At 61.1% G+C, this 13,625-nt stretch carries 11 protein-coding genes; all 11 read left to right on the top strand.

Going from position 1 to position 13,625, the window contains the following annotated elements; all coding sequences use genetic code 11:
* Nucleotides 1-9: 9 nt before the first annotated feature.
* The 11 genes from PMI35_RS29675 (at nucleotide 10) to PMI35_RS29725 (ending at nucleotide 13,589) form a co-directional block, all read left to right on the top strand.
* On the top strand, nucleotides 10-1,782 hold the full coding sequence (locus PMI35_RS29675; protein ID WP_008055000.1) for an acyl-CoA dehydrogenase C-terminal domain-containing protein: 1,773 nt from the start codon (nucleotides 10-12) through the stop codon (nucleotides 1,780-1,782).
* Between the two features lie 21 nt (nucleotides 1,783-1,803).
* Nucleotides 1,804-2,859: an AraC family transcriptional regulator gene (locus PMI35_RS29680; RefSeq protein WP_008054999.1), complete on the top strand. Its 1,056-nt coding sequence runs from the start codon at nucleotides 1,804-1,806 to the stop codon at nucleotides 2,857-2,859.
* Nucleotides 2,860-3,142: 283 nt separating this feature from the next.
* Nucleotides 3,143-4,198 (top strand): 3-keto-5-aminohexanoate cleavage protein, encoded by a 1,056-nt coding sequence (locus PMI35_RS29685; RefSeq protein ID WP_008054998.1) that lies wholly within the window; start codon nucleotides 3,143-3,145, stop codon nucleotides 4,196-4,198.
* 77 nt (nucleotides 4,199-4,275) lie between these two features.
* Complete coding sequence (locus PMI35_RS29690; protein WP_008054997.1) at nucleotides 4,276-5,097, top strand: SDR family NAD(P)-dependent oxidoreductase; 822 nt, start codon at nucleotides 4,276-4,278, stop codon at nucleotides 5,095-5,097.
* Between the two features lie 27 nt (nucleotides 5,098-5,124).
* On the top strand, nucleotides 5,125-5,865 hold the full coding sequence (locus PMI35_RS29695; RefSeq protein ID WP_008054996.1) for a carboxymuconolactone decarboxylase family protein: 741 nt from the start codon (nucleotides 5,125-5,127) through the stop codon (nucleotides 5,863-5,865).
* Nucleotides 5,866-5,973: 108 nt separating this feature from the next.
* Nucleotides 5,974-7,317 carry an MFS transporter gene (locus PMI35_RS29700; RefSeq protein WP_008054995.1) on the top strand — a complete coding sequence of 448 codons (1,344 nt, stop codon included), beginning with the start codon at nucleotides 5,974-5,976 and terminating at the stop codon, nucleotides 7,315-7,317.
* 88 nt (nucleotides 7,318-7,405) lie between these two features.
* On the top strand, nucleotides 7,406-9,253 hold the full coding sequence (locus PMI35_RS29705) for a DUF1302 domain-containing protein (protein ID WP_008054994.1): 1,848 nt from the start codon (nucleotides 7,406-7,408) through the stop codon (nucleotides 9,251-9,253).
* On the top strand, nucleotides 9,253-10,611 hold the full coding sequence (locus PMI35_RS29710) for a DUF1329 domain-containing protein (protein ID WP_008054993.1): 1,359 nt from the start codon (nucleotides 9,253-9,255) through the stop codon (nucleotides 10,609-10,611). Before PMI35_RS29705 ends, PMI35_RS29710 begins: the two co-directional genes overlap by 1 nt.
* Before the next feature lie 111 nt (nucleotides 10,612-10,722).
* Nucleotides 10,723-11,742: a YeiH family protein gene (locus PMI35_RS29715; protein WP_008054992.1), complete on the top strand. Its 1,020-nt coding sequence runs from the start codon at nucleotides 10,723-10,725 to the stop codon at nucleotides 11,740-11,742.
* A gap of 45 nt (nucleotides 11,743-11,787) precedes the next feature.
* Complete coding sequence (locus PMI35_RS29720) at nucleotides 11,788-12,651, top strand: MBL fold metallo-hydrolase (protein ID WP_157295522.1); 864 nt, start codon at nucleotides 11,788-11,790, stop codon at nucleotides 12,649-12,651.
* Nucleotides 12,652-12,983: 332 nt separating this feature from the next.
* Entirely contained in the window at nucleotides 12,984-13,589 is a 606-nt protein-coding gene (locus tag PMI35_RS29725; protein ID WP_008054990.1) for a hypothetical protein, read from the top strand.
* The last annotated feature ends 36 nt before the right edge of the window (nucleotides 13,590-13,625 follow it).

Here is a 13,625-nt window from a genome sequence, read left to right as displayed (position 1 = left end):
GAGGCGACCATGGCAACTTACAACGCACCGCTACGGGACATGCATTTTGTCCTCGATGAACTGCTGCAAGTGGACCACTACGCCGACCTGTCGGGCTTCGCCGAGGCCACACCGGATGTCGTCGCCGCGATCCTCGAGGAAGCCGCCAAACTCGCCAGTGAAGTGCTGATGCCGTTGAACGCTGTCGGTGATCACCAGGGCTGCACGTTGGCCGACGGCGAAGTGACGACCGCACCAGGTTTTCGCGAGGCTTACCAGCTTTATGCGCAAAGTGGCTGGACCGGCCTGACCGCGTCGCCCGAATTCGGCGGTCAGGGGCTGTCGCACCTGCTGGGCATTGCCGTGCGGGAAATCATGACCAGTGCCAACCTGGCCTTTTCGATGTTCGCCGGCCTCAGCCATGGCGCAGTCAATGCCATCGCCAATGGCGGCAGCGAGGCGCAAAAGGCGCTGTTCATGCCGCCGATGATCGAGGGCCGCTGGACCGGCACGATGAACCTCACTGAGCCGCACTGCGGCACTGACCTTGGGTTGCTACGGACTCGTGCCGAGCCGCAGGAAGATGACAGTTACCACATCACCGGTACGAAGATTTTCATCTCTGCCGGCGAGCATGACCTGGCCGAGAACATCATCCATTTGGTCCTGGCCCGCCTGCCGGATGCGCCGCCGGGTGTGAAAGGCATCAGCCTGTTCATCGTGCCGAAATTCCTGGTCAACGCCGATGGCTCGCTGGGCGAGCGCAACGCGGTACGTTGCGGTTCCCTGGAAGAGAAAATGGGCATCCACGGCAACCCGACCTGCGTGATGAATTACGACGGTGCCACCGGTTACCTGATCGGCCTGCCGCATCAAGGCTTGCGCGTGATGTTCGTGATGATGAACAGCGCGCGCCTGGCGGTCGGCGTCCAGGGCTTGAGCCTGGCCTCGGTGGCCTACCAGAATGCCGCCCGCTATGCCCGTGAACGCCTCCAGGGGCGAGCGCCGGGTGGCGCGGTGACGCCTGGGCAGCCAGCCGATCCGATTGTGATGCACCCCGATGTGCAGCGCATGTTGCTGACCCAGCGCGCATTCGTTGAAGGGGGCAGGGCGCTGACCTATTGGGCCGGCCTGCAGGTCGACCTGGCGCACAAACATCCGGACCCCGAACTGCGCGAGGCCGCCAGCGACCTGCTAGGCCTGCTCACCCCGATGATCAAGGCTTACTGCACTGACAAGGGTGTGGAGTGCACGGGAATGGCGATGCAGTGCTTCGGCGGGCACGGTTATATCCGTGAGTGGGGCATGGAGCAATTTCAGCGCGATGCGCGGATTACCCCGTTGTATGAAGGGACCAATGGCGTGCAGGCCATGGATCTCGCGGCTCGCAAGCTCAGGCTCGACGATGGCCGGGCGATGCGCCGTTTCCTGAAGCTGGTCGACGATTTCTGCAATCAGCATGGAAACGAGCTGATGGGGGTACGGGCCTTGCGCCTCGCCTTGGCGGATCTGGTGATGGCTGTCGAATACATGGGCAGCGCCGATGCGAGTGCCACTGCCGCCGGTGCGGTGGACTTCCTGCACCTGACCGCCCTGGTTGCGTTCGGCCTGCAGTGGGCGAAGATGGCCGTCGTCGCCCGGCACCACCTGGCGCAAGGTTCGGCCGATGGCGATTTCTACCGCGCCAAGCAGACCACAGCCCGGTTCTTCTTCGAGCGTATACTGCCCGAAACGACGATCCACCTGCAGCGTATCAACACGGGCGCCGAAACCCTCAAGGCATTCGATCCCGAGCAGTTCTAGCGCCATTCACGGAGCCTGGCGATGAAGCGAGCGAGCCCACGGGTTGCGGATAAGTCCATTCCGGTGGGTGCGCTCGTCTCGTTGCCGGTGGTGCTCCAGGAGCACGGTGTCGATCCCTGGCCATTGCTGGGCGGATTCGGCATTTATCCCGACTCGTTCAAGCAGCACCTGAGCCCGTTGCCTGTCATCACCCACGGCAGGATTCTCGAGGAAGCGGCCAGGCTATCGGGCTGCGATCATCTGGGCTTGTTGCTCGGCCAGCGGGCCAACCTGCAAAACGCCGGTCCGCTGCGCTTTCTCGTGCTCAACGCCGCCACGGTACGCGCCGCCACCGAAAGCCTGATCCGCTATTGCGGGTTGTGGTATCGCGGTCTGCACGTGAGCCTGGTCGAGGAGCGAGGCTACGCCGGCATGCGCCTTTCCATTGTGGGCAACGTGCCCGGCAGCGATCAGTTGCTGACGGCTTACCTGGCCGCCATCGTCACCATCATGGAACTCATCGTCGGCCACACCTGGCGACCGGCGCTGGTTCGCATCGCTTATCGCAAGCCGCGCTCGGCAGGGTTGTACGAGCATTTTTTCCGCTGTCCGGTGTGGTTCGGACAGTCGCAACATGAAGTGCTGTTTCCCCAGGCCTTGCTGGACAAACCGCGCGCTGCTCACGATCGCCAACTGGAAGATTTCCTGCGCGGTCACCTCGACGAGCTGCAGGGCCGAGAAGGACAAGACCTGGCCAGCCGGGTACGCCAGGTCATCGAAGCGTTGCTGTTGCAGGGCGATTGTTCGGCGGAACGGGTGGCTGAATTCTTTGCCGTGCATCGCTTCACCCTCTATCGCCACCTGAGCGAACAGCAGACCAGTTTCGAGTTGCTCCTGGAGCAGACTCGCAAGGATATGGCCACCCGTCTGTTGATTGACCCCGATCTACCCATTGCCGAAGTCGCCAGCCGCCTGGGTTATGAGACCCAGGGCAATTTCACCCGTGCCTTCAAGCGCTGGTTCGACTGTACGCCGCGTGAGTGGCGCAAGGGGCGCTCGGCTATGGTCGCGCCCGCCCAGACACGCACAACCGTCTGATCTGCTGTACGCCGCGCACCGGTTTTCAATTCCCCCTGTAGGAGCGAGCCTGCTCGCGAAAGCAATCTGTCATTCACCAGTGATGTTGACTGACACGCACCTTTCGCGAGCAGGCTCGCTCCCACATTTTTGATTTTTGCCAATCACCTGAATGTGCCGAAATGATAAAAGCTGGTGCCAGGATGATAAAAACATCCCGCGCGAAAGCAGTAACTTTTCAGTCATGCGAGCAGCTACACCGCTCATTCGTTCAATAACGATAAGACAGGACGGAGAAGTTACGATGCATTTCCTTGATGACAGCTTGTTCCCGGAAAACCAGGAAAAACTGGTGATTCAAGTGGCGCCCTATGGTCCGCAATGGACGCCTGCCGACTCGGACGATATTCCGGTCAGCATGGACGATCAGGTCCAGAAAGCGATCGATTGCTACAACGCCGGCGCCACCGTGCTGCACGTTCATGTACGGGAAGAAGACGGCAAGGGCTCCAAGCGCCTGAGCAAGTTCAACGAGATGCTCGGGCTGCTGCGCCAGGCGGTGCCGGACATGGTCCTGCAGGTGGGTGGATCGATTTCCTTCGCTCCGGAAAGCGAAGGGCAGGCGGCCACCTGGCTCGATTACGACACCCGGCACATGCTCGCCGACCTGTCGCCCAAGCCAGACCAGGTGACCATCGCCATCAACACCAGCCAGATGAATATCTGCGAGCTGCTGACGGCCGATGACATCGCCGGCACCATCCTGGAACAGCCTGCGTACTTCAACGCCTACCAGGAGATGGTTTCCGACGCGCGACCGTCGTTCTTCATCGAGCACCTCAAGCGCCTGCAGGCCTCCGGCATCCAGCCGCACTTCATGCTCGGTCACGTGCACCAACTGGAAACCGTTGAACGTTTGATTCGCAAGGGCCTGTACACCGGGCCGCTGATTTTGAACTACGTCGCCATCGGTGGCGGCGCGGCGGGTCTGGATCCGTCCGACATGATCGAGTTCGTCAAACGCACACCGCCCGGCGCAGTCCTGTCCATGGAAAGCGCCATGCGCGCCGTGCTGCCGATGAACGCCATGGCAATTGCCCTGGGCCTGCATGTGCGTGTCGGCATCGAAGACACCCTGTGGGGTCGCAAGGGCGAACGCATGACCTCGGTGCAGCAGATTGAACAGACCGTGCGTCTGTCCCGGGAGCTGGGGCGCGAGATTGCCAGCGGCAAGGAAGCGCGCGAGATCTACAAGATCGGCGAAACCTACACCAGTGCCGACGAGACCATCGCCAGGCTGGGCATGGCGCCGAACCGCAAGCCGGGTCAGCGTGGTTTTACCGTGCCGGGACAGTATTGAGTTACGCGTGACCGGACGCAGGCCGGTGGCGAAAACGCTGCCGGTCGCCTGATTCACCCGTTTCCATGGAGTGTGCAATGAATCTTGTGAATAAAGTCGCCCTGGTGACCGGCGTTGGTCCTGGCCTGGGCAAGGCGTGCGCCGTGGCTTTTGCCAAGGCCGGCGCGAAGGTAGTGATTTGTGATGTCAGCGAGGAGTCGCTGGCGCAGGCGCGGGATGCCGTTGAAGCACAGGGCGCCGAATGCCTGGCGGTGCGCTGCGATGTGTCGTCGAGTGCCGAAGTGGATGCCATGTTCGACCGGATCGTGACGCGCTTCGGCACCCTGCACGTGCTGGTCAACAATGCCGCACTGACGCCGAACCGTGAGGTCGATACCCAGCGTCGTAATGCACTGTACCGCTACATGTCGAGCCCCGAACCGCGTCGCTCCCTGGGTTTCACCAGCGCGATCAGCGACGAGGAATGGCACCGCTACTGGGGCGTCAATGTGCACGGCATGTTCTATTGCACACGCGCGGCACTGCGGCTGATGGAGCCGCAGCGAGAGGGCAAGATCATCAACATCGCGTCGATTGCCGGTCTGTCCAGCAAGAGCGCGCACAGTCCGCACTACTGCGCCACCAAGGGCGCGGTGATCGCCTTTACCAAATCGGTGGCTTATGAGGTGGCTGGCGCCAACATCTTCGTCAACGCCATGGCCCCGGGCGGCGTTGCCACCCCGGCGTTCAATGAGTATCTGGACGCCGTTGGTGAAGACGCCCGCAACCGTTTGTGGCAAGGAGTTCCGCTGGGTCGCTTTGGCACGGTCGAGGAGTATGCCGGCACCGTACTGTATCTGGCGGGCGAGCATTACCTGGTCGGCCAGGTGCTCAGCCCCAATGGCGGCGGCGTGATCTGACCTCATCTCAAAGCGAGTAGAACGACAATGAGCGATACCCCCAATTACAACGCGCTGCGCGCCGCCGGCCTGTTCGATGAACGCCTGGACCGCATGGCGGAGTGGGATGGGCCATGGACCGAGCGCTTCATGCAGTTGGTTGAGGACAGCCAGGTCAACGACATCCTCGATCCGAAACTGGTGGCGCTGATCCGCCTGAACATCGACGTCACCGCCACCCATTTGTATGCCCCCGGCGTGCGCCGCCATGTGCGTGACGCGCTGCGCCTGGGCGTGACCCGGGCCGAGATTCTTGAAGTGTTCAAGCTGGCCAGCGTGGTCGGTATCCATGCCTGTGCGCTCGGGGTGCCGATCCTCGCCGAGGAACTGGCCAATGCCGGTATAGACGATGAACCGGTGGCGGCGGGTGCGACGCCGGTCTGCGATGCCGTGCGCGCCAACGGCATGTTCAATCCGCTGTGGGAGACCCTCTACAAGTGGGATCCGGCCTATCTGGAGAAATTCCTCGGCATGGGCTTCGGGCTGTGGAAGGACGGCATTCTGCCGCCGCTGTGGATCGAGTTCCTGTGCATCGCCGGTGATGCCGCCATCACTCACCTGTATGGCCATGGCACGCGGCGCCACATTCAGGCCGCGCTGCAGCTGGGCGCGACCCGTGAGCAGGTGCTGGAAGTGCTGAAGATCGTCAGCCTGCAGGGCATTGAAGCCTGCGAGCTGGGTGTGCCGATGCTTGATGAAGAACTGCGTGCGTTATCCGCTGCGCAATGAAAGTGGACAGGGCAGGTCGCCTTGCCCTTGTTCCCAGTCTCGTCGTCGGGCGAGAGAACAATAACAACAAGAAATGTTTCCAATGCGTTTGTCGCAGGAGCACAAGCAATGACTAGCGTGGTTGAACGAAGTCCGTGCCTGACGGGCGAGGCAGCTGCACACGAGGTACAGCAGATTTTCCGCAAGATTGCCTGGCGCCTGTTGCCGTTCCTGTTTGTCGCCTATGTGATCAACTCGATCGACCGCATCAACATTTCTTTCGCCAAGTTGCGCATGGTTGAAGATCTTGCGTTGTCCGACGCCGCCTACGGGCTGGGTGCGGCGGTGTTCTTCGTCGGTTATCTGCTGTTCGAAGTGCCAAGCAACCTCTACATGCAAAGGGTTGGGGCGCGGCTGACCATCATGCGCATCATGGTGCTGTGGGGCCTGGTGACCATCGGCACCAGCCTGGTGAGCTCCGCGACCGGATTGTATGTCGCACGCTTTTTCCTGGGCGTCGCCGAAGCAGGTTTTTTCCCCGGCGTGATTCTGTACCTGACCTACTGGTTCCCGGCATCACGCCGTGGGCGCATCACGTCGATCTTCATCATGGCCGGGATCTTTGCCGGGATCGTCAGCGGGCCTCTCGCCGGCTGGATCATGACCCATTTCCATGGCTGGGCCGGGCTGCGTGATTGGCAAGTGTTGTTCGTCTTCGAAGGCATCCCTGCTGTGCTTCTGGGCCTGTTCGCCTGGTTCTGGCTGGTCGACAAACCGCAGGACGCTCCTTGGCTCAACGCTCAAGAGAAGGCCATCGTCCAGGCACAGCTGGAAGTAGAGAACGAGATCAAGGGCAACCCCCATGCCTCGTTTCGTCAGTTGCTGCGTGATCCGCGGGTGCTGCTGGCGGGCCTGGTGTTCTTCTGCATCTATTCGGGCACCAATACCGTGGCGTACTGGATGCCGAGCCTGATCCAGAGCTTCGGTCTTGCCGACATCGGCCGTATCGGTCTGATCAGCAGCCTGCCGTACTGCATCGCCCTGGTCGCCATGTACTTGCTCGGCCGCAGCTCCGACAAACACCTGGAACGTCGCTGGCACCTGGCGCTGACCATGCTGGTGGGGGCGGTCAGCTTTGTTTTGCTCGGCCTCTTCCAGGGCAATCTTGAGCTGTCGGTACTGTTCATGAGCCTGGGTGCCGCTGCCTGCCTGTCGGCCGTGCCGTTGTTCTGGACCATTCCACCGGCCTACCTCAGCGGCCCCGTCGCTGCCGGCGGAATTGCACTTATCAGTAGCCTGGGTGGCATCGCCGCGATGATCGCCCCGGTGCTGGTGGGTGCGGTCAAGACCCAGACCGGCAGCCTGTTTGTCGCCTTTGACGTGATCGCCGGCCTGCTGGTGTTCGGCGCGACGGTCCTGCTGCTGGGCATCCCCGCAAAAGTGCTGCACGAGCGCACCCGCAACCCTATCTAAGACGCCACACCACGCTGACTCACGCTGGGGCTTAAAGGCCCCGGTGCGGGGAGCGCTTCACCATTAAAAACAAAAAAAGGTGACATGCATGTTGAGCAGTACCGCCATCTCCACCCTGCAACACCGGCGTTTTTCGCCCTGCCTGCTGGCCGTCGGCGTCGCGTTGGCGACCTTCGCCTGCCCGCAGGCCTACGCCGTGACCTTCGATGTCAATGAGGACTGGTCGCTGACCACCAACACCACCTTGACCTACGGCCAGAGCTGGGCGTTGCGCAACCCGGATCCGGGCATGCTGTACGCCCCGGATGCCAGGAGCATCGGCAAGAACGGCAAGGGCATCGACACCAACGGTGACGACGGCCGGCTGAATTTTTCCAAGCACGACACGATTTCCCAGGTCTACAAGGGCCTGACCGAGTTCGACTTCAACGATGGCAACCAGGGCGCCTTCATTCGCCTCAAGTACTGGTATGACCACGCGCTGGACAGCGGCAACGGCGATTTCAAGAAATTCGACGACTCCGGCTGGCCGGACATGGCGAAGTTCCAGGGCTTCGAGACCCTGGACGCCTATGTCTGGAAAAACTTCGACGTGGCCGATCACCCACTGAGCGTCAAGGTCGGCAAGCAGGTGCTGAGCTGGGGTGAAGCGCTGTTCTTCCAGAACGGCATCAATGCCATCAACCCGCTCGACGTCTCGGCGTTCAACCGTCCGGGCGTGGAACTCAAGGAAGGGCAGTTGCCGGTCGAGATGGTCTCGTTCAATTTCGGCCTGAACGACACCCTGAGCCTGGAGGGTTTCTATCAATACAACTTCCGGCCTTCGGTGCTGGACGGCTGCGGCACCTTTTTCCAGTCCGCCGACTTTGCCCCGGAAGGCTGCGGCCCGATCGTTGCCGGCCTGACCGGCGACAAGACCACCGCGACCGCCTTGCAAGCCGGCACCTTCGTGCCGCGCGGCCAGACGGATTACGCCCATGACGGCGGCCAGTACGGTGTGGCCTTGCACAAGGTCATCGAAAGCCTGAACGATGCCGAGCTGGGCCTGTATTACGCCAACTACGCCAGCCGTTTCGCTTCGTTCAACGGTACGGCAGTCAGCAGGCCGATTTCCGGCCCAGGCGGTTCGCTGGCGAACATCTCCACCGCCAGCTACAACTCGGTCTATCCCGAGGACATCCGTCTGTTCGGCCTGAGCCTCAGCGGCGTGGTCGGCAGCACCGCGGTGTTCGGCGAGCTGAGCTACCGGCCGAACCAGCCATTGGGTTTCAACGGCAACGACACCGTTCAGTTCCTGCTGCGCAGCCCCAACACGCCGTTCACCAGTCCGGGGGTAGCCCCGGCCCTGGGTGCTCCGATCGAAGGCTACAAGCGCATGCCGGTGTCGCAGTTCTCGCTGGGCGCCACCGACAGCGTGTCCAACGTATTGGGGGCGAGCAAGTTTTCCTGGGCGGCGGAAGGTGCAGTCAACCACATCTCAGACTTGGGTAACGAGCGCTTCGGCCGCAGCGGTGCCTATGGCCGCAGCGAGTTGACCACCACCGCGTTCAACCCGGCGGTTCCGGCCAGCTTCTGCGTCACGCCAGGCACGGCCAACCTCAATGCTGGCCAGATCGCCAACCTCAACGCCGACAACTGCAACGACAACCGCGGCTTCTACACCGACTGGTCCTGGGGCTACCGCCTGCGCGGTGCCCTGGCTTACGAAGGCGTCCTGCCGTCGACCGTCGTGACCCCGAGCATCAACTTTCGCCATGACGTGAACGGTTATGGCCCCAATTTCCAGGAAGGACAGAAAGCAGTGGGTCTCTCGCTGCTCTTTGAATACCGCACCAATTACTCGTTGGAGTTCAACTACAACGATTTCTTCGGTGGCGACTTCAGCACCCTCGACGACCGTGACTTTGCATCGGTTAACCTTAAGGTGAGCTTCTGATGACCATGAAACTGAAAAAACTACCCCTCGTAATGTCCGTCCTGGCTGCGGCATGCCTGAGCACATCGCTGTACGCCAAGGACACCGACACTTCAAAGCTGGGCACGACCTTGAATGCCATGGGCGGCGAGCGTGCGGCCAATGCTGACGGCACTATCCCGGCCTGGGACGGCGGCCTGAAACCGGGCAGTTTGAGTGCCAGTGCCAATGGCGACTACACCGATCCTTTCGCCAGCGAAAAACCACTGATGGTGGTCACCGCGGCTAACGCCGGCCAATACGAAAAGCTGCTGACGCCGGGGCAGATGGCGATGCTCAAGCGTTTCCCAGCGACGTACAAGATCAATGTCTACCCGTCGCATCGCACCACGCACATGCCTGACAAGGTCAACGCGGCCACCCATGACAACGCCGGCAAGGTGACACTGGCCGACAATGGCTACGGCATCATCGGCTACAACACCGGCGTGCCGTTCCCGATGCCGACCGAACCGCTGGAAGTCATGTGGAACCACCTGGCGCGTTACATCGGCAGCTCGGTACAGCGTGAGATGGCCTCGGCCACCGTCGAAGACAGCGGTGCCAGCACCCTGGTGACCTATGAGCAGAGCGTGCATTTCCGCTCGGCGGTCAGTGACCTGCAACCGGAAGAAAACGCCCTGTACTTCAGCATGATCCGCGCCTTGAGCCCGTCGCGCGTGGCCGGTGAAATCACCATGGTCCACGAGCCGGTCAACCAGGTCGCCGAGCCACGCGGTGCCTGGCAGTACATTCCCGGCCAGCGCCGGGTGCGTCGTGCGCCGACCGTGGCCTACGACAACAGTGCCCGCTACAGCTATGGCCAACTGACCTCCGATGGCGTGGGTGGCTTCAACGGTGCCCCGGACCGCTACGACTGGAAGCTGATCGGCAAGCAGGAACGCTTGATCCCGTACAACAGCTACAAGCTGGCGAGCAAGTCGCTGAAGTACGCCGACCTGCTGAAGAAAAACGCTATCGACCCGCAGTACGTGCGTTATGAGAAACACCGCGTCTGGGTAGTCGAGGCGACCCTCAAGCCTGGCGCCCGCCATGTGTACGGCAAGCGCCGCTTCTACATCGACGAAGACAACTGGCAGATCGCAAGCTCGGAGATGTACGACAGCCGTGGCGAGTTGTGGCGCATGTACGAAAGCTACCCGATTCAGCTGCCGGACGTGGATGTGCCGTTCCAGGCGATGGAAGCCACCTATGACTTCATTTCGGGTCGCTACTCCACCAACTACATGACCAACGAAACCCAGCAGAAGATGGTCTTCAACCAGCTGGCTTCAAAAGAAAACTACAGCCCGGCAGCCCTGCGCCGCTACGGCAAGTAGTTCTCCGTTTCACGACGCTGTGCACTTTGCCGCTGCTTCGGCAGCGGTTTTTTTTCGCGTCTCGCCGACTCCTTCGAATTCTTTTTGGCCCGATCGGGCCGGGATTTGCTCATGCTCGTCGCAAGCCTTCGTTCTCCCTTCAACCTTTTTCCCGGGCTGGCAGGCAGCCTCGCACTGGCCGCTTTCGCCCTTTGGTTCGCCGCTGCGCCGATGCTGCACGGCAGTGGTCTTGGCGCACTGACACTGGCCATGCTAATCGGCCTGGCGCTGGGTAACCTGACGCCAAACGTTGTCCACTATGCGCTGGCCAGCGGCGTTCAGCTTTGCAAGCAATCACTGCTGCGCGTCGGCGTCGCGCTCTATGGCTTTCGCCTCACCGTGCAACAGGTGCAGGCGCTGGGCGTGCAGGCCTTCGTCATCGATGTGCTGTTGATCCTGTCCACGCTGTCCCTGGCCATCTGGCTGGGTGTTCGCGTCCTGCGCATGGATCGCGGCACAGCCATCCTGATCGGCGCCGGTCACGCGATTTGCGGTGCTGCTGCGATCCTCGCCAGCGCGGGAGTGGTGCGGGCACGCAACGACCAGGTCGCCATTGCCATGGCCTGTATCGTGCTGTTCGGCACCTTCGGCATGCTGGCCTATCCGTGGGTGTTCAGCCTTGCGCCGGGGTTGCTGGGCGACAGCCACGCCTTTGGCGTCTTTACCGGCGCCACCCTGCATGAAGTCGCCCAGGTCGTGGCCGCAGGCGAAGCAATGAACCCGCAGGCTGCCGAAGCGGCCATCGTTGCCAAGCTCATCCGCGTGTTGCTGCTGGCACCGGTATTGATCGGCATCGGGCTGTGGTGGTCGCGGGGCGGAACCGGCAATGAATCCACGGCGTCGGTCAAGGTGCCGGTATTCGTGCTGGGCTTTGTGATCTGCATGTCGATCAATTCATGGATGCCGCTGACGCAGGGTGCCCGGCAGATTCTCGTCGGCCTGGATGATCTGCTGCTGGCCTCGGCCATGGGCGCGCTGGGTTTCAGCACCCGTCTGCAGGACTTGCGCAAGGCGGGTATCAAACCGTTGATCCTGGCGTTCGTGCTGACGGCGCAGCTCATTGCAGTGGGTGGTGTCCTTGCATTGTGGTGATGACTGGACTCGGTCGGGTGACGCGAACTGAAAGAGGGGATGGTTGTGAACCGTCGTTTATCCACGCTGGTTGGTAGAAGTCGCAAGCTGGACGGTGGGGTGATGTTCGGTCATACGCCCAGGCAGGTCTGGGCCGACTGGATCAGGCCCGATCATGACAATCTGGTGCAACTTGCCTCACGGGGTTTGCTGGTCCAGCAGGGGGACAGGAACATTCTGGTGCTGGCGGGAGCGGATGCATTGCTCGCGCCACCGCGCCGGACCTGCACCTGCCAGAAGCATGCCCCCGGGTTGCTGGAGAGCCTGGCGCAAAACGATATGACTGAGGGCGACATCCATGCAGTGGTGCTCAGCCATCTGCACGCGCAGCTCAGTCCCGAGCTGCGCGCGGCGATCGACGATGGCGATACACCACGGTTGTTATTCCCCGCAGCGCGCTACATTACCGGGGAACGTCACTGGTTTCGTGCCCGTCACAACCATCCCCATGACCGTTCCCTGTTCGTCCGGCAGATCGTGCACAGGCTTGAAGCCAGCGGCCGCCTGATGCTGCTCGAAGGAGGGCGTTGCAAGGAACTGGGGGACGGCTGGCGGTTCCACCTCAGCGAGGGCTATACGCCGGGCCAATTGATCCCGGAAATCGCAATGCCAGGAGGCCCCGTGGTTTTTGCCGGCGACCTGATACCCGGTACCCACTGGCTGGGCCTGGAGGTCACCACCGCCAATGACCGCAACCCGGAAAGTCTGGTCGGGGAAAAGGAGCGCTTGCTCGATTACCTCGTGGCGAGCGGTGGGCGCCTGTTCTTTTCCAGCGATCCCGACATTGCGATGATCAAGGTGATGCGAGACCGGCAGGGGCGTTACCTGCCGTTTGATAAGTACACGACGCTCAGTCGATTCGAGTCTTGATATGCGACCACTGGCCAGGTGTATATCCAACACGCCTGTCAGGTTTCTCGGCCCTTCAAGGAACCTGTGTCTTACCTTCCACCCAAGGCAGCAACCGACCCTTTGCTGCTGATTGGCAACGGCAGATTTCCGCCAAAACCTTCCGCCGGTCATAATGTGTCAATAATCAGGAGTCGCCTTAATCGCAGGGCAGCGCTGGCGAGCTATGTAAAAAATGGGGCTTTGCCCATTGCCGAGTCGTTACGCAGCGGCAAACAGGCGCCAGCGATCATGAGAAAGCCCCAGATGCTTGGGACTACAAGGACGATGCAACTAACGGAGTAGTCGAAACGATGATTTTGGTTGTCGAGGGTATCAGCGCCAGCGGTAAAACCACGTGGTGCGCCAAGCATGGAGGGCAACATGTCATTGCTGAAAACGGTCGTTTTGAAAACGAGCCGGATCGGATAAAGGATCCCGTCGGAGCAGCCACTTTTTGGGCAGAGCGAAACGTGGATCGCTGGCAAAAGGCGCTGGCCATGGAAGATATTTCTTCGTGGGCTTTGTGTGACAGTGACCCTCTCAAGCTGCACTATATTTGGAGCCTTTGGCAGATCGGCGAGGCGAGCGAACACGACTGGCGAATAGAGTTGGACGCGACCAGGGAAACGATCGCACAAGGACGTATCGGCTTTGCTGACTGTTACATTGTTGGCCGAATAGATCCTCAGCTTGCGCGCGAACGAGCCAACGCAGACCCCACCCGGCGACGGAGTAAATTCGAGCTGCATGTGCGCCTTCAACAGGCGCTACTGACCTGGTACTGCGCTATGGATGAAGTGCTTCCCGGCAGAGTGCGATTCGGGTTTCCTTCAAAAATGCCCACCGTAGAAAAGCTTGAGGGGAGATATTTGGTCACGGCCTTTGATCAAATGATCGCATCGCTCCCCAGAAAATAATCAGCTCTTTTGCCGAGAGGGATTTGATTGTCGTTT

The sequence above is a fragment of the Pseudomonas sp. GM78 genome, from assembly GCF_000282475.1.
Classification (GTDB): Bacteria; Pseudomonadota; Gammaproteobacteria; order Pseudomonadales; family Pseudomonadaceae; genus Aquipseudomonas.
Note: the sequence above shows the minus strand (reverse complement) of the source record. Positions and strands in the feature narration are given on the sequence as shown.